General features: G+C 44.7%; 18 protein-coding genes. 16 read left to right on the top strand and 2 right to left on the bottom strand.

Annotated features, from left to right (window positions below):
• The first annotated feature begins 116 nt into the window (after positions 1–116).
• From ACYX4J_RS21035 to ACYX4J_RS21000, 8 genes are all read left to right on the top strand, one after another.
• Entirely contained in the window at positions 117–779 is a 663-nt protein-coding gene (locus ACYX4J_RS21035; protein WP_444915067.1) for a PspA/IM30 family protein, read from the top strand.
• Entirely contained in the window at positions 779–1,432 is a 654-nt protein-coding gene (locus tag ACYX4J_RS21030; protein ID WP_445355307.1) for a YqiJ family protein, read from the top strand. Before ACYX4J_RS21035 ends, ACYX4J_RS21030 begins: the two co-directional genes overlap by 1 nt.
• Positions 1,433–3,142: a flotillin family protein gene (locus ACYX4J_RS21025; protein ID WP_476177483.1), complete on the top strand. Its 1,710-nt coding sequence runs from the start codon at positions 1,433–1,435 to the stop codon at positions 3,140–3,142. It begins immediately after the preceding gene.
• Between the two features lie 204 nt (positions 3,143–3,346).
• Entirely contained in the window at positions 3,347–5,344 is a 1,998-nt protein-coding gene (locus ACYX4J_RS21020; protein ID WP_476177482.1) for an ankyrin repeat domain-containing protein, read from the top strand.
• A gap of 184 nt (positions 5,345–5,528) precedes the next feature.
• Positions 5,529–6,092: a TFIIB-type zinc ribbon-containing protein gene (locus tag ACYX4J_RS21015; RefSeq protein ID WP_476177481.1), complete on the top strand. Its 564-nt coding sequence runs from the start codon at positions 5,529–5,531 to the stop codon at positions 6,090–6,092.
• Positions 6,093–6,402: 310 nt separating this feature from the next.
• A complete protein-coding gene (locus ACYX4J_RS21010) occupies positions 6,403–6,771 on the top strand; it encodes a hypothetical protein (protein ID WP_282930449.1) in 369 nt (122 codons plus the stop codon).
• 259 nt (positions 6,772–7,030) lie between these two features.
• Positions 7,031–7,984, top strand: coding sequence for a DnaJ C-terminal domain-containing protein (locus ACYX4J_RS21005; RefSeq protein WP_476177480.1), 954 nt, complete (start codon positions 7,031–7,033; stop codon positions 7,982–7,984).
• A 5-nt stretch (positions 7,985–7,989) separates the two neighbouring features.
• Positions 7,990–8,310: a chaperone modulator CbpM gene (locus tag ACYX4J_RS21000; protein WP_413665909.1), complete on the top strand. Its 321-nt coding sequence runs from the start codon at positions 7,990–7,992 to the stop codon at positions 8,308–8,310.
• Positions 8,311–8,316: 6 nt separating this feature from the next.
• On the opposite strand, the gene ACYX4J_RS20995 is transcribed toward ACYX4J_RS21000, so the two are convergent.
• Both ACYX4J_RS20995 and ACYX4J_RS20990 read right to left on the bottom strand, forming a co-directional pair.
• On the bottom strand, positions 8,317–9,303 hold the full coding sequence (locus ACYX4J_RS20995; protein WP_476177479.1) for a glycerophosphodiester phosphodiesterase family protein: 987 nt from the start codon (positions 9,301–9,303) through the stop codon (positions 8,317–8,319).
• 138 nt (positions 9,304–9,441) lie between these two features.
• Positions 9,442–10,422, bottom strand: coding sequence for a calcium/sodium antiporter (locus ACYX4J_RS20990; protein ID WP_413663970.1), 981 nt, complete (start codon positions 10,420–10,422; stop codon positions 9,442–9,444).
• Between the two features lie 348 nt (positions 10,423–10,770).
• Here ACYX4J_RS20990 and ACYX4J_RS20985 point away from each other — a divergent pair, with 348 nt between their 5' ends.
• The 8 genes from ACYX4J_RS20985 (at position 10,771) to ACYX4J_RS20950 (ending at position 19,985) form a co-directional block, all read left to right on the top strand.
• Entirely contained in the window at positions 10,771–11,022 is a 252-nt protein-coding gene (locus ACYX4J_RS20985) for a hypothetical protein (protein ID WP_413663971.1), read from the top strand.
• A 274-nt stretch (positions 11,023–11,296) separates the two neighbouring features.
• Positions 11,297–12,376 (top strand): 4-hydroxyphenylpyruvate dioxygenase, encoded by a 1,080-nt coding sequence (gene hppD / locus ACYX4J_RS20980; protein ID WP_476177478.1) that lies wholly within the window; start codon positions 11,297–11,299, stop codon positions 12,374–12,376.
• A 14-nt stretch (positions 12,377–12,390) separates the two neighbouring features.
• Positions 12,391–12,951, top strand: coding sequence for a VOC family protein (locus ACYX4J_RS20975; protein WP_252084079.1), 561 nt, complete (start codon positions 12,391–12,393; stop codon positions 12,949–12,951).
• Positions 12,948–13,955 carry a fumarylacetoacetate hydrolase family protein gene (locus tag ACYX4J_RS20970; RefSeq protein ID WP_444895534.1) on the top strand — a complete coding sequence of 336 codons (1,008 nt, stop codon included), beginning with the start codon at positions 12,948–12,950 and terminating at the stop codon, positions 13,953–13,955. The genes ACYX4J_RS20975 and ACYX4J_RS20970 overlap by 4 nt, the downstream gene beginning before the upstream one ends.
• A gap of 642 nt (positions 13,956–14,597) precedes the next feature.
• Positions 14,598–15,335, top strand: coding sequence for a YopT-type cysteine protease domain-containing protein (locus ACYX4J_RS20965; RefSeq protein ID WP_413663974.1), 738 nt, complete (start codon positions 14,598–14,600; stop codon positions 15,333–15,335).
• Between the two features lie 627 nt (positions 15,336–15,962).
• Entirely contained in the window at positions 15,963–16,700 is a 738-nt protein-coding gene (locus ACYX4J_RS20960; RefSeq protein WP_413663975.1) for a YopT-type cysteine protease domain-containing protein, read from the top strand.
• 205 nt (positions 16,701–16,905) lie between these two features.
• Complete coding sequence (locus ACYX4J_RS20955; protein ID WP_445359258.1) at positions 16,906–18,690, top strand: DUF885 domain-containing protein; 1,785 nt, start codon at positions 16,906–16,908, stop codon at positions 18,688–18,690.
• Between the two features lie 251 nt (positions 18,691–18,941).
• Positions 18,942–19,985, top strand: a complete 1,044-nt coding sequence (locus ACYX4J_RS20950) for a DUF5700 domain-containing putative Zn-dependent protease (protein WP_476177477.1) — start codon at positions 18,942–18,944, stop codon at positions 19,983–19,985.
• Positions 19,986–20,231 lie beyond the last annotated feature (246 nt).

The following is a 20,231-nucleotide window of genomic DNA, read 5'->3' as shown; positions in this document are numbered from 1 at the left end:
TAGCAGGAAAGCATAAACAGTATCTTTGGTGAGAGATTGGACACTGTTTCGACATCATTTGAAGTTTGTAGCCAATAATAAGGTGGATTTTTCTATTTGGGAGCAGGAGATAAGTTATGAGTGAAGGGTTTATAAAGCGCATATCACGTTTAATCTCCGTGTCCGCCAATGCCGTCGTGGACTCGGTTGAAGCCGCTGCACCAGAGTCAGTGATGGAGCAGGCAATTCGGGAGGTGGATGATGCAATTGCAGATGTGCGAGATCAGCTAGGGAAGGTGGAGGCATCCAAGTATCTAAACAGTAGAGCGTTAAGCGATGAAAATGCTCGTCATAAGCGTTTAGCTGAACAAATTGATATTGCTATAAATGAAGGTCGTGATGATTTGGCTGAAGTCGCCATTGCCAAACAAATGGATATTGAGGCGCAACTTCCAATTTTAGAAAAAGCGATCAATGAAAATGAGATAGAAATAAAGGAACTAGGTTCCTATATTCTTGCCCTGCAAGGTAAGAAACGTGAAATGCGTGAACAGTTACAAGATTTTATTGCAGTCAATAAAAAGGTAAGTAGTAGAGTTACTGCGGATGAATATGGCAGGGATAGAAAGCCAAAAGCCCAGGTAGAACAAGCTACCGATGCATTTAATCGAGCAGTAGGTAATACAGCTATATCGACATTTGACTCTGGGATAGATGCCAGCAAATTAGCAGAACTTGAGGAGTTCGCGCGAAATAATCGTGTGAAAGAACGTTTAGCCAAGATTAAATCGGGGGGCTGATGATATTTTTATTGCAAGACCAAAACCTGATCTTTACCGGTGCGCTGATTTTAATGTTTATGATAGCGCTTCTTGAAGGCATCATGACATTGATTGGTGTTGGTATTTCAGATTTACTGGATAATTTATTACCAGATTTTGATGTTGACGTGCCAGATACAGGGTTGTCTGGGGGGATGACTAAGCTGCTTGGGTGGTTGCGCTTCGGTGAAGTTCCTGCACTTATACTGTTAGTAACTTTTCTGGTTAGCTTTGGAGTGACCGGCCTAGTAGCCCAAATGCTCATAGAGTCTCTTGTTGGATATTTATTGCCAGGCGGTTTACTTGCTGTGGCAGTCTTTTTTCTTGCGCTACCTCAGGTACGTTTTGTTGGCAACATTATGCGGCGCTTTGCTGTGGGTGATGAATCCGAGGCAGTTGAGAGAAATTCCTTTATTGGCCGTGTAGCTATTATTACGATCGGTAAAGCAGAAATCGGTTCACCAGCAGAAGCACGTTTTAGTGATGAATACGGAACCACACACTATGTAATGGTGGAACCGGATGAAAGTGAAACATTTAATCAGGGGGATAAGGTGTTACTGGTTGAAGAGCTGGGAGCACATTTTCGAGTAACACGCCCCAGCAGTATACATCTTATGGAGAATAACTAAATGGAGAATCTAGAAGTGATAGGAAACCTACCGGTTATGGTATTTATTGCCGGGGCTGTACTAGTGGCCTTAATTGTTATTGGAACTATTTTTGCGCGCCTGTATACAAGAGCCTCAAAAGAGCGCTCATTTGTGCGTACTGGTATGGGTGGTCAAAAAGTCATAATGAATGGAGGTGCATTGGTACTACCGGTTCTACATGAAATTATTCCTGTAAACATGAATACTTTGCGCCTGGCGGTTTCCCGTAAAGAGCACCAAGCACTTATTACCAAGGATCGTATGCGTGTTGATGTACTTGCTGAATTTTATCTGCGTGTAAAACCGGATGTAGATGCGATAGCCAATGCTGCACAGACTTTGGGGCTGCGTACTTTAGACCCCGAAGCATTAAAAGAAATGATCGAGGGTAAATTTGTTGATGCGTTACGCTCGGTAGCAGCTGAAATGGAAATGGCTGAATTGCATGAGCAGCGCAGTCAATTTGTACAAAAAGTTCAGCAGGTAGTTTCCGAAGATCTATTAAAAAATGGATTGGAACTCGAGGCTGTATCTTTGACCGGTTTGGATCAAACCCATAAAGAATTCTTCAATCAGGATAATGTGTTTGATGCTGAGGGCCTCGCCAGCATGACCCGCTCTATTGAGACGCGTCGTAAAGAGGTCAATGATGTCGAGCAAGAAACTATGGTACAGATCGAGAAGAAAAACCTCGAAGCTGAACGCCAAAAGTTAGAAATTGATAAAGAAAAACGTTACGCACATCTGGAGCAGCAGCGCGAGCTGGAAAATCGTGAAGCTGCTCAGAAGGCGGATATTGCCCGTGAACAAGCAGAGCAGGAACGCGCAGCACGCAAGGCTGAAATTGAAGCCCAGCGTGAAGTGAGTCAATCCCAAATTGCTGCGGAACAGGCAACTAAGTTGCTGGAAATCGAGAAAGAGCGTCGCTTGAAAGAACAAGAGATTGAAGGTGAGCGTATTCTTGATGAGCAGCGTATTTCCAAAGAGAAATCAGTGGAAATTGCCAAGCAGGAACGTGCAATTGCTGTTGCAGAAAAGTCCAAAGAGCAATCTCTTGCGGACCAACAGGCCAACGTAGCTCGAGCTGAAGCAGTAAAAGCCGAAGAGCAAGTTCGCACGGCTCAGGATGTTGAAGTTGCAGAGCGTGATAAGCGCATTGAAATTATCGAAGCTCAAAAAGTAGCGGAGCGTCAGGCCACGGGTATTAAGGTAATGGCCGATGCAGAGAAAGCAGCTGCAGAGGATAAGGCTGAAGCATTGCGCTTGCAGGCTGCAGCTGAAGCTGAGGCTATTCGTATTAAAGTTGAAGCTGATCGTGAAAAATATGCGGTGGATGCTGAGGGGCAGCGCCTGATGAATGAGGCTTTCAATAGCCTTAATGAGGCCCAGATCGCACTTAAGAAGGTGCTCAGTCTGCACGAAAATCTTCCCAATATTATCCGTGAAAGCGTTAAGCCGATGGAAAGTATTGAGGGAATGAAAATTATCTCTGTTGAAGGCTTAAATGGTGTTGATGGTAGAGCAAGCAGCGGCATTTTAGATGGCGAGACTGAATCCAAAGGACAAAGCTTGCCTGAGGCTCTGGTGGGTAGTGCTCTAAAACATCGGGCTATGGCGCCACTAGTCGATTCGTTGTTAAAAGAAGCTGGTGTAGCTGATTTCAGTGCTTCAAGAGAGATAGAAGCTTAATAACTTGGTCAATCTTTAATTAAATAATAAAGAGAGAGTATTCTCTCTTTATTATTCTAAGTATTAGCTAAATTGTGATTAGCCTTTGAGCCACATTTTTGTGACATAGTTATCATCACTGTCCTTTATCCTATCTATTAATAAAAACTCTTTTTATAATTATACCTTGCATAGATTTTAATTGCGGAAACTATAGGTACATTTATGAAAAGGAAGTTATATATTATTCTTTCTGTTCTTTATTTTTTTTCATGTTCTGTAAATATTTCAGCCAATGATTTTTCTGATAATAGAACTAAAGTACTTGATGTATCCCTCGCAAGGGTAGATTATTTTGAAGCAGAAATTACTCTGGATATATGGGTAAGTGAAAATATAGGGCATGCAAATTTAGGCTACGACATCTCTGAAATAACTGGGGGGTATGCGCCTCTGAGAGTTAATCCAGGATTTAATAGATTAAAGTTGTATATACAGCGACAAAGGAATAAGTTTTCTGCTATAAAAACCGCTCAAATCGAATTGCATATATATAGTCAAGAGGAAACTTTTTTGAAGGAAATTGCTCCTCTGCAGATTACGTGGCCTGGTCCAGAATATGCTGACAAGATTCTAAAATCTAGAATTGTCAATAAGTTAGAATATGCAGGCGTGGAAAAATTAAATGTAAATAGAAACCTCTCATATTCTGAAAGTTTAATAGATAATTTGTTGCTTAACGGGTTCCCAATTGAAAAACTTTATACATTTAGGCCTGCACATAATTTTTCTAAAAATAATTTAACATTAAGCCGTTTTTTGGATGTCAATACGATTAAAAACATAAGTAGAGTTTTTGCGATATCTACAAACGGTACACCTTTAATTAAAGTGAAAAATAATGAGGTGAAAGCTGGGGAAGTTTATATAGGGTCTGGCGAGTATATATCAGACGATAACTTAATTAAAACTGAAGAATTAACCGCGCTAAAGCAAAATAATTTAACTGTCGATAGTCTTTCTCGAATTCTTAATTTTGACGTTCCAAACGGTAGTGACGTCGAAGATAGAATGTACAAGGAAGCATATAATTTAATTAATACAGGTTATAGGGATAACATATATAGAGCTAAAGCAATTTTGGATGAATTATTAAGTTTGAATTCAGAGTACTATAGGGCGTACTTAGAGTTGGCTAGATTTCATATGAAAACGAACTGGCCAGCTGGTGTAAAAAAAGCTGAAAAATTAATTCTTATTGCCAATGATCTTGAACCTGAATTTGCTGATACTCATGTCCTATTGGGATATGTATATACACATCAGGGAAAATATTCTGCTGCAAATGATGAATATATCCTTGCTGAAAAACTTGGAACTGATAATTTATGGTTGTATGCAAATTGGGGTTTGAACTATGAAATGCAAGGCGAAAAAACTAAATCTATTAATCAATATTTGATGGCAATTGATAAGTCTTCAGATGTATCTCGTAATCAGAGGCCAATTTATTGGATTCTAAGAAATAGCAAGTTATTTGAATTCTTAATTTCCGAAGGTGAATTAAAAAAAGCTGATGATTTGTACTCATTTTCTGCTGATAAAATTCACTCTGAAAAATGTTTTTTACAGCAGCAGGCAAAGCTAAGGCTTCATTATATGCAATGGTATGATGGGGCAATAGATAGTTCCATTAAAGCTAAAAAAGCCGGCTGTAAAGTGAATAGTCCAGTTCTGGCTGTTTCGTATTATATGAAGTGGGTACATCAGCTAGACAATAATTTTAACAGAAAACAAGCAGAATCAAATTTAAGACGGGCGGAGGCTGCTGCTGATTCAGACGGCTATCTATTTTTTGAACTTTCTGATAGTGATCAAGCATCAAAAATAATTCCTAAGATAATTGATTTAGGGAAAGATATAGATCATGAACTTGATGGTGGTAAAACAGCTTTATTGTTGGCGATAGAGAGCGGTGATATAAATAGGGTAAGTCGCCTTTTAACTAATGGTGCCAATGTAAACAAGAGCACTATAAATAATTATTATCGCCCGTTAACATACGCGGTTTACTTAAAAGATTTTGAAATGGTTAGCCTGTTGTTAAGTTTTGGAGCAAATGCAAATTTCTATGTAGAAGAAGGCATTTCCCTTTATGACTTCTCTAAGGAAGTAGGGGGGGAGAAAATTTCTAATATGTTAAGTGCTGATTTGAAAACCTAAAACAACATCTATTGAACTTGAAAGGGCCGTCCTGGCGGCCTTCCTTATAAAGCACATAGAAGCTGAGTATTAAATAGGAAGTTAAATTAAGTGTGTTTAATCTCAGTTGATTAAATTGTCTGTAAGATGGTTTAGTTTGTGTGATATTTATTCTTAATTAGGAAATTATATTTTAGAGTTTAATATGCATAATTGTACCAGCTGTAAAGATGGCGTTCTTAAACCAGGATCTATCGAAGAGTTATTTCGTGGATATACTTGTTCTTCCTGTGAGGGTAACTGGATTCTTATTGAAGATTACTTAAGCTGGAAAAGACAAAATCCTGAATACAAATTTCCAGAAGATATTAGTAATCTGAATGATGTGGTCGCCGAAGATACTAAACGAGCTATCTTGTGCCCGGTGTCTGGCTCCATAATGCAAAAGATAAAAATTATTGCTAGTAGTGAGCACCGTATTGATTACAGCACTGTTGTCGGTGGAGTTTGGTTAGATAAAGGCGAGTGGGATTTACTAAAAGCTGAAGGGCTTGCTGGGTCACTTAACTTTTTAGTTACTCATGAATGGCAGAAAAAGATCAGGGAAAACAAGGCCCAAGAGACTTTTTCTGAAATGTATCGGAGTAAATTTGGCGATGACTTATATGATCAAGCTAAAGAAGTTCGCAAGTGGCTGAATTCAACCGAACAGAAAGCAGATGTTTTGGCCTATTTAAATGCGGAAGATCCCTACTCTGCTGAACGTTAACGCCATAATCAATATGGCCTGTTTCAGGGGGCTGACTAACGAGGCTTCCCTGAAATATTAGCTCCATTGTACTCTCATGTAAAAACAGATTTATTTTCAATCGATCATATCCGTAAAAATTACAGATTTAATTTGATTACATTGCTTTTTTGAATTAATGAAATTTAATTGTCTTGATTTGATAACTGGTTAGCTTATTTTTCTGGCGTATTTTTGGGGTCGTATAGGAAGCCCAACTATTCAATGATAACCTCAATTTCGTTGTTTACTTAAAAAAATAATAGAGACATTTAAATTTAAGGTTAGGTATATGGATATCAAAAAATTATTACTGGCAAGTTTACTATTAGTGGGTGCATCTATTTCTTTGCCTGCGCTATCTGCTAATCTTGTGTGTCAGCTCAATGTAAAGTCTGGAGGTCAAGTTTTTGGCAATGGCACCTCTAGCTGCACGGGGATAGACTTTAGTTTTGGAAATTCCACCTCTGGTAAATGGACTATTACGAATATAACCAAGTCTATTGATCGAATAAATTGGATAAAAGGTTGTAGTTCAGGCCTTTCATGCAATGTGACAGTAAGAGCCTATTCAACAAATCAAGGCCAAGCATATATTCACTATGTTGATGGCAGTATTGAGTATGTGAGTGCTGATATGTGGTATGAAACAGGTCATTAATCTGTGGTATTTGGCGCCGAATTTAATTCGGCGTCAAATATAATATATGTATTGCGGTATGCCTGCTGGACTTAAAGTATAAATGCGCCATATTGAAGTTTAATAATTATCCTCAGTGTCTTCACCTAAATGCTGTTTGTTCCGCATCCTAATAACTCTTAAATTAGGTTGGCAGATTCACTCATCACTGACATATTCTTCTGCTAATTAATTAAATTATGCATGGCAAAATGCACTATCTTTGGCTTTTATTAAAGCCATGGAATACAAGGACTATTACAAAATACTCGGCCTGGATCGAAGTGCGGATCAGGCACAGATTAAGCGTGCCTATCGAAAATTAGCACGTAAATATCATCCGGATGTCAGTAAAGAGGAGGGCGCCGAAGAACACTTTAAGGAAGTAAATGAGGCCTATGAAGTATTGAAGGACCCAGAGAAGCGAGCTGCTTACGATCAGCTCGGCAGTGGTTTTCAGTCTGGCCAGGATTTCCGACCACCCCCCAATTGGGACCAGGGTTTTGAGTTTCACGGTGGTGGATATACCGAAGCTGATCCTGAAGCTTTTAGTGACTTCTTTGAAAGCTTGTTTGGCCGCGACGGGTTTCGTCAGGCTTATGGGCAAGGGCAGCGCCGCTCTTACAGTGCCCAGGGTGAAAATACCTATGCCCGCATCACAGTAGATCTCGAAGATAGTTATCGTGGCGGTACACGCCAAGTAACCTTAAAGCACTCGGTATTGGGTGCAGATGGGCGACCGCAACTGCGTGAGCGCACTCTTAATATAAAAATTCCCAAGGGGATCACTGAAGGGCAACAGATTCGCTTGGCTGGACAGGGTGAGCCTGGCATTGGAGAAGGTAAGCCTGGTGATCTCTACCTGGAAATTGCTTTCAACTCTCATCCCCTTTTCCATACAGAAGGTAAAACGGTTTACCTGGATTTGCCTTTGGCTCCCTGGGAGATAACGCTTGGAGCCAAGGTTCAGGTACCCACTCCCGATGGTCACATTAAAGTGACCATTCCAGCAAACAGCACCAATGGTAAAAAACTGCGCCTCAAGGGCCGCGGTATCCCGGCAAAGCAGCCGGGGGATATGTATATAGTGATGCAAACTGTTACGCCGCCAGCCACTACTGATAATGAACGCGAGGCATACCGTCAGTTTGGCGACGCATTCAACTTCAATCCCCGCCAGTCCATGGGAGGATAATTGTGATGCCTAAAAAGGTTGAGCAGCTTAGCGGTGTTCTCCTGGATGAAGAGAGTGAGTTAACTTTGAGTGAACTGTGTCGGGCTTGTGGTGTACCGGCGGAGCGCATTATTGCCTTGGTTGAGGAGGGAATTATTGAGCCGCGTAGCAGGGAAGTGCAGTGGCGCTTTAGCGGAATTTGTGTGCGCCGTGTGCGCCGGGTTTACAGCCTGGAGCGAGATCTGGGGGTAAATCTTGCCGGCGCTGCATTAGCGATAGAGCTGCTGGAAGAAATAGAGCGTCTTCAGGCGCATCTGGCACGGCTGGAGAAAGGTCGAAAACGCTAAGGTTATCTATTGTCTTGATTTTAGATATGGGCCAATCAGCTCGATCTTCTCAATCCAAATAGCTCCGCTATATCCCTCGGGTAGAAAACTGAGCTCTTCCGGTGTGTAAATACCGGGCAAGCCCCGCTTGCCATTTTTATGGTCCACTGCCATCACCAAGCTATTGGCTTTAGCCACTCGTTCAAAGTAGCGATTGGGCCAACCCCACAAAGCCCATCGCCAGGTATTGGGTGCAACAACAATACTGTTCCGGCAAGACTCGGGAAAGTAGCCACTCCAACCGAACAGTGCATATTGCAAAGCACATTGTTTGGCGCTTGTCTTGCTGAAGGCCAATGCATTTGACCGCAACTGCCGTATCCTTTTAATTGGGCGATCGCCACCGTAGACCATGAGCCGGGAATTAATAGGCAATTGGTGTTGCCGAAGATAGTTATCCAATCGTTCTGCTTCTGTTGGATCATTACTCTTAATATTGATCAGAAACTGCTTGCCGGGAAAGTGCAGCAAGACCTCTTTTAAAGTGGGAAGTAAACCCACCCCCTGGCCACGAAAGGGAAATGTCTTGCCGCCATCAAAGGTATAGCCGTAACCAATATCCAGCTTCTTTAAGCCCTTTATGGACTGTTCCCGGGTGACACCTGTTCCATCCGTGCGGCAGTCTATGGTCCAGTCGTGAAATACCGCGAAGTCGCCATCAGTGGTGGGATGGATATCGATTTCGACAATGTCCGCGCCATGAGAAAAGGCAGCTTCCATAGAGGGAATAGTGTTTTCCAGATAGCGGTGTTCCGGGGTATAGATACGGACTGCGGTGCATTCGTCACGGGTCAAATTATCCCGGTTGTAAGTTTGGTAGACGCCGCGATGGGCAATCAGGATCGGTTCCCCTTGCTGGGCTGTCGCCAGCCAAGAGGCATTGAGTAGGTAAATTGCACCGAGTCCAAATAGGGCTGTTAGCGCTACGGTTTTGCCAATGGTGCTTCTCTTCATCAAGCTGCTCTGCACTTTTCCTTGGTAGGTGTTGCAGATATTAGTCAGTTTTTGGGAAGAGAAATGGGCGCAGAGGTGGCGAATTATGGTGAATTCAGGCAGTAACTATGGGGTGGTGCGGCACCACCCCGAATATTATCAGAGTGCAGCTTTGGTAATGGTTCCTACCAGGTAGCCGGTATATACGAGGTAAGCCATTAGCAGCGCGGAGCCTTCCCAGCGATTGATCCGGCCCTGGCCTTTGAAGCCGTAGGCAAAAATAAACAGGGCAATTGTGAGGCCGAGAACCATCGGCCAGTCCCGGGACAGCACCTCGTGGGGTACGTTGTTCATGGGAGCAATGGTGCCGGCAATGCCAACCACCGCCAGCAGATTGAACATATTGGAGCCGACAACGTTACCGATGGCGATATCGTGCTCACCTTTTCGTGCGGCCACTAAAGTTGCGGCCAGTTCCGGCAGTGAGGTTCCCAGGGCAACAATAGTCAGGCCTATCACCAGGTCACTGACCCCCAAAGATTCGGCAATGGTTACTGCTCCCCATACGAGGATTCGGGAACTGACAATCAATAGCACCAGTCCTGCTACCAACCAAAATATGGCAGTTCCGAGTGGCATAGGGTTGTCTTCCAGCTCAGTTTCTACTTCTCCCTCAAGCTGGTCACCTTTATTGCGCATGGCAGAAAAGATACTCCAGCCGATCAAGGCGAAGAAACCGAATAACAGAACAATACCCTCCCAGCGCTCCAAGCGATCATTCCACAGGAAGGCACCACTGAGCAGGGTGATTGCCAGCAGCAGTGGCAGCTCTTTACGCACAATCTTTGAGTGTACCGATAGTGGGATCAGCAGGGCACTGAAGCCGAGAATCAAACCGGTATTGGCAATATTGGAACCGTAGGCATTACCCAGGGCGAGTCCGGGGTTGCCATTCAAGGCGGCAATGGCTGAGACCACCATCTCCGGAGCGGAAGTACCGAAGCCGACAATCACCATGCCTATTAACAGTGTGGGCATGCCGCAATGTTTAGCAGTGGCGGCAGCTCCATCCACAAAACGATCGGCACTCCAGACCAGCACAATAAAGCCAGCAATGATGGCAGCAGCGGCGAGAAGCATAGGGGGTCCTCAATAAATACATTCAGGCGGGGTTTTTACCCGACAAACGGGGGCCGATTGTACCGGCTCTGGCAAATACAAAAAGGTATTCAGTTATTTGGATGGGCTGTCAGGGGCAAATTAACGTAAATGTCCTGTCAGTCAGATGGTTTCGCTGCCAGTGTGGGCTACAGTCAATGCATGGCCCGGTAAATCTGCAGGGTAATAATGGGATGGCGCGCCTAATCGCAAAATCCCTGAGCTGGTGGAGATGTCGGGTAAATCTACGCGGGTCGCACAAAGCAATGCGCGGCAGATTCCGCGATATCCATGTCACCGGCCGCTAAGCCGGGTATTTAGGAGGCCTTTATGAGACTCAAAGCTTCAATTGGGATACTGGCCGCGGCGATGGTTTTGACCCTGTCTGCCTGCGAACAGCGCAAGAAAGATGAAGGGATGGACGGCAATAAAGGAATGGGCACCGCTGAAACCGGTTGCTGCCAGCATGCCGAAAATGCCTGTGCTGGAGATGTGAGCAAATCCCAGTGCGACCAGATGACCGGCAAGTTTCACAAGGATCATATGTGTCGTACCGATACCGGTAAATGCACGCGTAAGTAAGGTCGGCTGTGCACGGGTGTGGCGCAACCACTGTGTCGCACCCGGCTCCCGATTACTCTCCCGATCCTGTCCAAGGACCCGTTGCCAGCTGGTTATTCTCCCAGGCGCTAGCTTTGGAGGCTGGTGACTAAAAACACTCTTCTAGTACTCATTTTTTAGCTGATCCAGAGTTCCTTGACATTAGTTACATCTGCAACTAACTTCGTTTGCGCTTTAAATCCACAATCCGCAGCCCCGCTTTGAAGTGCTGCGATGATAAGAAATGGAGGACCGCATGGCCGACTTATTTGAAAACCCGATGGGACTTAACGGCTTCGAATTCGTAGAGTTTACAGCGCCGGAAAAAGGCATCCTTGAAACCGTTTTTACCGCCATGGGCTTTGAGAAAATCGCCCGTCACCGCTCCAAGGCAGTGGAGTTGTGGCGCCAGGGTGATATCAACTTCATCACCAACTACGAGCCCGACAGCCACGCCTATTACTACGCCCAGGAGCACGGTCCCTCCGCTTGTGGCCTTGCCTTCCGCGTAAAAGATGCCAAGTTCGCCTACGAAGAGGCCCTGCGCAAAGGTGCACAGCCTATTCATGTGAATACTGGCCCGATGGAACTGCACCTGCCGGCAATCAAAGGTATTGGCGGTGCGACCCTGTACATGATTGATCGCTACGAAGATGGTGAGTCCATCTACGATATCGACTTTATCTGGGAAGAGGGCGTAGAGCGTCGCCCTGAAGGTTGTGGTTTCCACACTCTGGATCATCTTACCCACAACGTGTATCGCGGCCGTATGGATTACTGGGCCAAGTATTACGAAGACCTGTTCAACTTCCGCGAGATTCGTTACTTCGATATCAAAGGCGAATACACCGGCCTGCTGTCCAAGGCGATGACTGCACCGGATGGCAAGATCCGTATTCCGCTGAACGAAGAAGCAGCTGGTGGCGGCGGCCAGATCGAAGAGTTCCTGATGAAGTACAACGGCGAAGGTATCCAGCATATCGCCTTTGCTTGTGATGACTTAATTGCCTGTTGGGATCGCCTGAAAGAGCGCGGCATGGAGTTTATGACCCCGCCGCCGGACACCTACTACGAAATGCTGGAAGAGCGCCTGCCTGGGCACGGTGAACCTACTGAAGAATTCCAGAGCCGTGGCATCCTGCTGGATGGCACCACCGAGGGCGGCCAACCGCGCCTGCTGTTGCAGATTTTCTCCGCTAATATGCTCGGCCCGGTATTCTTTGAGTTTATCCAGCGCAAGGAAGATGAAGGGTTTGGTGAGGGTAACTTTAAGGCCCTGTTCGAATCCATTGAGCGCGACCAGCTCAAGCGTGGCGTCATTAAAGAAAAGGAATAATAACGGAGGCTTCAATGGGCATTAAGCGCATTCACCACGTGGCGTATCGCTGTAGGGACGCCAAGGAGACAGTGGAATTCTACCGCGATCTTCTCGGCATGGACTTCCAGCTGGCCATTGCCGAAAACGAGGTACCCTCAACCGGTGAGCCGGACCCTTACATGCACGTCTTTATGGATGCGGGTATGGGGAATGTGCTTGCCTTCTTCGAAATCCCCAACTCCCCGGAGATGGGGCGCGATGAGAACACACCCAAATGGGTACAGCATATCGCTTTCGAAGTGGAGTCCATGGAAGAAATGCTTGAGACCAAAGCGCGACTGGAAGCGGCCGGGGTCGACGTACTCGGCCCTACCAATCACACTATCTTCCAGTCGATCTACTTCTTCGACCCCAACGGCCATCGTATCGAGCTGGCTGCCAATACCGCCAAGCCCGGTATGCATAAAGAGCTGAAGCGGGTTGCTGAGGATATGTTGGAAGAGTGGTCACGTACTAAAAAAGCCCCAAGGCACGCCGCCTGGATGCATGGGGAAGAAGAATTTGTGGAAAAAACTGAAGGGGAGGCACAGTGAAGTTAGCCAGCCTTAAATCCGGCCGCGATGGCCAATTGGTTGTTGTTAGCGACGATCTTACCCGTATGGTGCCAGCTGGGGATATTGCCCCCACCATGCAGAGTGCGTTGGACAATTGGGCATCGGTCAGCAGCGAGTTGGAGAAGCTACACGAGCGCCTGCAAAATGGTGAGATTCAAGGGGAAGCCTTTGACCAAACTCTGTGTGCTTCGCCTTTACCGCGCGCATATCACTGGGCCGACGGTAGTGCTTACGTGAATCATGTTGAGCTGGTGCGCAAAGCCCGCGGTGCTGAGGTGCCGGAGAGCTTCTACAGCGATCCGCTCATGTATCAAGGTGGTTCCGATACCTTCCTGGATCCACGCGAGCCGGTAAAGATGCCGCAAAGCAATGGCTTTGGCATCGACTTCGAGGCAGAAATTGCCGTGATCACCGACGATGTTCCTATGGGGGTGTCCGCTGAGGATGCACTGTCCCATATCAAGTTGGTAATGTTGGTCAATGATGTATCCCTGCGCGGATTGATACCTGCGGAACTGGCCAAAGGATTTGGTTTCTACCAGTCCAAACCCTCTAGTGCTTTCTCCCCTGTTTGCGTAACCCCTGAACAATTGGGTGAAAACTGGAGCGAGGGTAAATTGCATCTGCCACTGGTTTCCCATTTGAATGGTGAGAAGTTTGGAGAGCCCAATGCCGGTGTGGATATGACCTTCCACTTCGGGCAACTGGTCGCCCACGCGGCCAGAACTCGTCCACTTTGCGCAGGCACCATTATTGGCTCTGGAACGGTGTCCAATAAGTTGGATGGCGGCCCCGGTAAGCCTGTAGCTGAAGGCGGTGTTGGTTACAGCTGTATTGCCGAGATTCGCATGATTGAGACCATCCAGAATGGCTCTGCAAGCACGCCATTTATGGACTTTGGAAATACCATTTCCATTGAAATGCTCGATGATCAAGGGCAATCTATCTTTGGACGTATTGAGCAGACTGTAGAGCAGGTTTAACACCGTTTAGCCAAACCTCGACCGAATTTTATCCCCTGGAGTTAACGACCTAGGGACAGAATTTGGTCGAGGCATCTTACTTACCACTTTGCTGTTGAATCATTCCTGCCTAAATATTTCACAACCAACTTAGTAGTGCTGTATTGAGTGGCTAAAAGTGTGCTGGCAAAGAGACCTGCACAGGCGTTGTTGCTTAGTTTTTTATGCAATTTATTGCATAGCTTTTTACTTGCACACCTACTCTAGCAGTTTGATGTTACAAGCCACTTTTTTAAACTGATGAGTTTTGTAAAAGTGTACTTTCTATAAATTGCTATGTGTCCTATTTGAGATTAAGAATGATAAATATTTATAAGTAAAAATATCTTCTTATCTCTATTTTGTCTTCGTAGTTAGAAACGTCTAAATATTGTCTGTTGCCAGATTATTTTTGGCTAATAGATTTCAGCAAAGTAGGATTCAGGCAAGATTAACGCTAGATGAAAAAATAGTGCCAGAGTCGATTTAAAAAGCGCTTTTATACTCTGTTGGCCCTGGAACTTTTCTGGTTCAATGCCCGCCCAATTCACAGGCGCTACAAATTTTCAGTTTTTAAAAAAGGATTTGTGCAGCGTTTTTATCTCATAAAATGAGGGATCGAATATGCCTATTTGGGTCGATAAAACCGTTCTCGCTGTAACTGGAACACGCGTAAACCCCGTACAACAATCTGTAGCCAATCATCGGGGTCAACTGACATACAACTTCAGCCAGTGTAAGGATCCGGTAAAAGCACAAATCACTATTCACGAAGATACTTCCGGTGGTGTTTGTGAAGCGCTTTCCGCTTTTTGGATCAAGTATCACTCTGATGGAGGGAGCTTGTGGGATTGGTTAATGCCGGCGGGTGCACTGGATGAACAGCACTTATTTCACGTAATGACCCTGCAACAGGCGGGCACACAGAATAACCAAGACGCAACTACAGAAGCCTGGCTCAGCACACAGAATATTTTTCCCACCAGTCAAAATGTATTTGGTGGTGCTTTCCCGAATGGCCGGGGAGGAAATACTATTCGGGGTATTCATCATTCCCGTAGAGCGCAAGGCCAGAGTGGCGTTTTCTCTCCCAATGCTTTGGCAAGGGAGATTATTTTGGATCAGACGGGCGGTGCTGGTTGCTATAAGAAGATAGGTCTTGATGGCACTTTTGCAGGTCATGCAATGGCTGCCTGGGTTGCGCAGGACATTACTTTTTTTGACCCCAACTTTGGTGAATTCTGGTTCGAATCCAGAAATTCATTCTTCAATTGGTTTACCCAATCATTTTGGCATAACTCTATGTATTCAGTAGGGCTAAGCGGTGGCTATGAAGTTCGCTCTTACGCTCGCCGCACATAAATTGGGAGTAACTGTTTTAAGTGGTTCCATTAGTAGTAGCAATCCACTACCAATTTTTTCCTCTTAGCCCTTCCCCCATGGGCGCTCGGCAGCCGGGTTCACCCGGCTGCCTTTTTTAGTTATTACCACTTCTACCTATTTCACTTCTTATCATTGACTCATTTTCAAGTCGTAATTATCTGGAGGTAATAAGCTCTATCTCTGGAAAGATAAAATCAATTGTCGCCAACTACAAAAAAATATTTCCATTTAGATAGTTTCCATGTCATAGGTCAATTTTTTTGCACCAAAAATAGTACCAGAGTCGAATTAAAGGACCTGTGTAATCTGACTGGCAAGTGTAGTTGGGTCTGTTCTAGCATGGAATTAATCGTAAATAGCCGTGATATTCTTACCCATAAAAAATAGTGCCAGAGTCAAATAAATACTTGCGCCTCAATCTATTTCGAACTGCTATCTTTGGCCTGAGAAAAGAGTGCCAGAGTCGATTTTAAAAAAAAATGGACACCTATCTGCCCTGTAATTTTTCTGTTTCAATCTAATGCATATACCGGAAAGCACTTCTCAGAAGTAGTTAACTAATCGCTGAATAAGTGTTTCTACATTGTGAATACAGGGGAGATGGACATGCCGATTTGGTTTGATAAAACAGTACTTGCACTTACCGGGACAAGGGTTGGTCCTGTTCAGAGATCTGTGGCCCAGCACGGTGGCACACTTCAATATAATTTCAGTCAATGTTTGGATCCGGTGAAGGCACAGATCACCATACACCAGGATACTGCTGGCGGAGTCTGTGAATCCCTGAGTGCCCACTGGATCAAATTTCACGCAGAGGATGGAAGCCTTTGGAATTGGCTCTTCCCCAATAATACATTGAGTGAGCAGCATCTTTTCCATGTGATGACCTTGCACCAGATTGGTGGAAATGCACCAAACCAGGATCAGGTCTCAGAGACGTGGCTGCAATCTCACAATATTCTGCCTCTTCAGAATAATGGCGGTGTGGGTATCGCTGGGCCAAATGGTCAGCGCCAAATTCACGTGGTCACAGGCCCTCGGTTAGATCGTGGACAAACTACTATGCGCAACTCTGCAGCGCTTGCTGATGAAATTATTAGGGAGCCGACGAGAAGCGCCGGCTCTTACAAGAAAATCGGTATTTCAGGTAAGGTGGGTGCCCACGCCATGGCAGCTTGGGTTGCGGAAGATGTGTTGTTTTTCGACCCAAATTTTGGAGAATTCTGGTTCCCAACCAAGAACGCATTCCGCAACTGGTTTGTAAACTCTTTCTGGAATACATCTATGTATGCCATTGGTCTGAGTGGGAGCTATGACGTGCGCTGTTATGCGCATGCCACCTAAGTTACCAGCCAACTGTTTGACCACTTGGTGGAGGAAATTATACTCCTCCACCTCACTTGTGGCGGTATGTTTATTCCGCTGAGTCACTATTATCCATCCTTCGTGTATAGTGCTGGTACAAGCTTGCCACGCCTACTCTGTAGGGTAACTAAAAGAGCAAGCTCTGTTGTTCTTTTTAGATACCAACAGCACTACGGAGCCAAGGGTGAAATTCAAGAAATCACTTACTTACTACCTCAAGTCCCTAACAGGACCGCTTATTGCCACTAGCCTATTGATGCCCTCAGCCTGGGCAGCAACTGCTACAGAAGAACTTCAAAGTGTTCTTAAGGATCACTGGCAATACACGCTGAGGGAAGACCCGATTACTGCAGGGCGAGTTGGCGTTTCCGATTACAATCGAGAATTGCCCGGGGTGACTGCAGAGGATCGTCAACGTCGGATAAAGGCTGAGCAGGCCTTTATCCGGCGCCTTGAGGCTATCGATCAAAGTAAGTTAAGTGCTTCAGACCGCGTCAATAGTGAGCTTCTCTCTTGGGTTCTTGCCAGCTCAGTTGAGGAAGAGGAACTGTTTCTCGACCGAATTCCCCTAAACACCTTCTCAAGTTTTTACGCAAGTGCGCTTGAGGCAAATAGTGGTTTGGCGATGAGGGATATCGCCGATTACGAGGACTATATTGCCCGTATCGGTGAATTTGGTCGCTACTTCGATGAGAACATTGCCAATATGCGCGAAGGTATTCGCTCTGGCTTTGTGTTGCCCAAAATCGTTGTAGAAGGTATAGCGCCAACGGTACGCGCTCAAGTATATAAAGATCCCAGTAAAAGCAGCTTGTATAAGCCTTTTGCTGAGATGCCGCAAACCATCGCGCCCGATGAGCAGAAGCGTCTGCGAGAGCAGGGTTTAGCTGTGATTAAGCAAGTAGCTATTCCCGCATTTGGACGGGTAGCGGATTTCCTTGAGGGCGACTACCTAAAGGCGGCCACAAAGACTTTGGGTGCTGAACAGATGCCTGGTGGTAGCGACTACTATCGCCACAACATTCGCTACTACGTGACCCTGGATCTGGACCCTGCGGAGATTCATCGCACGGGCCTTGCCGAAGTGAAGAGAATCCGCGCGGAAATGAAAGCTCTGATCAAGGAGTCAGGCTTTAAGGGCAGCTTTACAGAATTCACCCAATTCCTGCGCACAGACCCACAGTTTTACGCTAAAACGCCGGAACAGCTGCTCAAGGAAACGGCCTATATATCCAAGCGGATTGACTATGTATTGCCGGAGTTCTTTAATTTATTGCCGCGTACTCCCTATGGCGTGGTACCAGTTCCCAGTGAAATAGCTCCTAACTACACTACGGCCTCCTATAATCCAGCCGCCATTGGCGGTACTCGCGGTGGTGCCTACTGGTTGAATACTCACGGGCTGGACCAGCGTCCCTTGTATGAGCTACCTGCTCTTACCTTGCATGAAGCAGTACCGGGGCATCATTTACAAAATGCTCTCTCGCAAGAGCTTGAGAATGTACCGGACTTTCGTCGCAACCTTTACTTGAGCGCTTATGGAGAAGGTTGGGCCCTTTATTCTGAACGACTGGGTAAAGAGATGGGACTGTACACCACTCCCTACGAACACTTTGGGCGACTCAGCTATGAAATGTGGCGTGCCGCACGCCTTGTGATTGATACTGGAATTCATTCTCAGGGGTGGTCACGACAGCAAGCATTAAACTTTCTTTCCAATAATACATCCCTCTCTCCGGCTAATGTACGTGCAGAAGTAGATCGCTATATATCCTGGCCGGGGCAGGCGCTATCTTACAAGATGGGGGAAATTAAAATTCGACAGCTGCGAGCTCTTGCGGAAAAAGAGCTTGGCGATAAGTTTGATTTGCGATCGTTTCACGATGCACTGCTAAGTAATGGTGCTTTGCCTCTTTCGATGCTGGAAGAGCAGATGCAGCGGTTTATTGAAGAGCAGAAGTCTGCCTAAGTCTACCTGAATCCCATTCACAACCTGTGGGTGGGATTTAATCTTTTTAAGATATCCTCTGTCGTAAGCAAAACTTTCTTTTAGACAGCTGAAAACACAAGTCGCTTTGTTGGCATAAAATGCATTGTTTTTGTCTCATATTCGGAGTGGAGGTTGTGTAGGTAATAAAGGTCTAATAATCACACAATAAGCATTCTTTTTAGATTAAATACCTGATTATTCTTTTCTTTTACATTTTTGCGAGAGGTAAGATGAATATCTTTAAGTGGGTGATTTTTTTAGGCTTGTCATTGATAAGCCTTACGGCTTTTTCCTCAGCGAAAGTAACAGATAAAATAACAATTGATTTTGAGAGTGCTGATAGATTGGTTGATATTTTATCTGGAGACAAAGTATCTGATGATCAATTAGATAAGCTGATGAGTTTGCAGGGTATACAAGCAACGATCCATCAAACCTCAAGATTTGACAATACAGCCAATGCAGAGTCATTTCGGTCTAGTTTGATCGATGTTGTTGAAGGTAATCCAGTTAAAAATGATCCATTTAGGTTTCAACAATTAAATGAACGGTTGTCCGAAGTTGAAGATATACTCAAGATAATAAAGAGCAATCCTCAGCAATACTTAAATAGTGTAAAGAGGGGAATTGGTGATTATTCTCCTAAAGATATTTTCTTTGATACCAATATTTTTATGGTAGTCGGGGGAACTTCTGACGGTTGGGCCAAAGATGATAACTTTTATATTGCGCTGCAGTATTTTAAAGGAGATTATGAAGGTTTACTGACACTTTCAACGCATGAGTTATATCATGTTGCTCAGTCCAATTTTTATGGAAAGGGAGAAAATCCAGATTCTAATTGTGAGAAAATCTTAAATCAAACCCGTCTGGAGGGGATAGCCTCTATTGTGGGTTCTCCATTAAGTGTTACAGAGGGAAAAGAGTACACAGAATGGTTTAAGAAAAAATTTAAAAGAAATTTACAACGAATAGATAGTAACTTTGTATTATTTGAAGCAATGCTTTTTCGTGCATGCCGTGATTCAAGTTTAGACTTCGACAAAATCTATCATTTGGGTTTTTCTGCAGTATGGGATAGTCCGTTGTATTTTGTAGGTTTCTATATCGGCAATAGAATCGAAGAGTTAAAGGGTAGGGATTATCTGATTTCACTTTTGCAGGAATCACCTTCAGCTATGTATAAAGCTTATATCAAGCTTTATAAGGATGAGAAAAATAAAGATTTAATAAAATTTGATAAGCCGATTGAAGACATTATTCTTGCCATATAGCACCTAATCAAAACTCTAAGAATTGGTTCTGGTAAATCTAGGCGCCTTGAGTAGGCGTCTAATTCTTTTACTGTATACCTTAGCCTTCCCGAAATCATCTAGCTTAAGCAAATCATCGATCAATAAGTTTGAAAAAAGGTGTATAGCTGTCTACTTTAAGTGGTACAGCCTTTATCAGACTTGATTATATTCAAATTAATTTACTTATTGAATTTACATTTAACTCTGCTGCTTTGGGATAATTGA

The organism is Microbulbifer sp. ABM4_008, from assembly GCF_056311705.1.
This window is presented reverse-complemented; position numbering and strand designations above follow the sequence as displayed.

What these genes read in the sequence shown, in the direction of transcription:
- ACYX4J_RS21035 (WP_444915067.1), top strand. Translation starts at nt 117, where the DNA reads ATGAGTGAAGGGTTTATAAAGCGCATATCACGTTTAATCTCCGTGTCC.
- ACYX4J_RS21030 (WP_445355307.1), top strand. Translation starts at nt 779, where the DNA reads ATGATATTTTTATTGCAAGACCAAAACCTGATCTTTACCGGTGCGCTG.
- ACYX4J_RS21025 (WP_476177483.1), top strand. Translation starts at nt 1,433, where the DNA reads ATGGAGAATCTAGAAGTGATAGGAAACCTACCGGTTATGGTATTTATT.
- ACYX4J_RS21020 (WP_476177482.1), top strand. Translation starts at nt 3,347, where the DNA reads ATGAAAAGGAAGTTATATATTATTCTTTCTGTTCTTTATTTTTTTTCA.
- ACYX4J_RS21015 (WP_476177481.1), top strand. Translation starts at nt 5,529, where the DNA reads ATGCATAATTGTACCAGCTGTAAAGATGGCGTTCTTAAACCAGGATCT.
- ACYX4J_RS21010 (WP_282930449.1), top strand. Translation starts at nt 6,403, where the DNA reads ATGGATATCAAAAAATTATTACTGGCAAGTTTACTATTAGTGGGTGCA.
- ACYX4J_RS21005 (WP_476177480.1), top strand. Translation starts at nt 7,031, where the DNA reads ATGGAATACAAGGACTATTACAAAATACTCGGCCTGGATCGAAGTGCG.
- ACYX4J_RS21000 (WP_413665909.1), top strand. Translation starts at nt 7,990, where the DNA reads ATGCCTAAAAAGGTTGAGCAGCTTAGCGGTGTTCTCCTGGATGAAGAG.
- ACYX4J_RS20995 (WP_476177479.1), bottom strand. Translation starts at nt 9,303, where the DNA reads ATGAAGAGAAGCACCATTGGCAAAACCGTAGCGCTAACAGCCCTATTT.
- ACYX4J_RS20990 (WP_413663970.1), bottom strand. Translation starts at nt 10,422, where the DNA reads ATGCTTCTCGCCGCTGCTGCCATCATTGCTGGCTTTATTGTGCTGGTC.
- ACYX4J_RS20985 (WP_413663971.1), top strand. Translation starts at nt 10,771, where the DNA reads ATGAGACTCAAAGCTTCAATTGGGATACTGGCCGCGGCGATGGTTTTG.
- hppD (WP_476177478.1), top strand. Translation starts at nt 11,297, where the DNA reads ATGGCCGACTTATTTGAAAACCCGATGGGACTTAACGGCTTCGAATTC.
- ACYX4J_RS20975 (WP_252084079.1), top strand. Translation starts at nt 12,391, where the DNA reads ATGGGCATTAAGCGCATTCACCACGTGGCGTATCGCTGTAGGGACGCC.
- ACYX4J_RS20965 (WP_413663974.1), top strand. Translation starts at nt 14,598, where the DNA reads ATGCCTATTTGGGTCGATAAAACCGTTCTCGCTGTAACTGGAACACGC.
- ACYX4J_RS20960 (WP_413663975.1), top strand. Translation starts at nt 15,963, where the DNA reads ATGCCGATTTGGTTTGATAAAACAGTACTTGCACTTACCGGGACAAGG.
- ACYX4J_RS20950 (WP_476177477.1), top strand. Translation starts at nt 18,942, where the DNA reads ATGAATATCTTTAAGTGGGTGATTTTTTTAGGCTTGTCATTGATAAGC.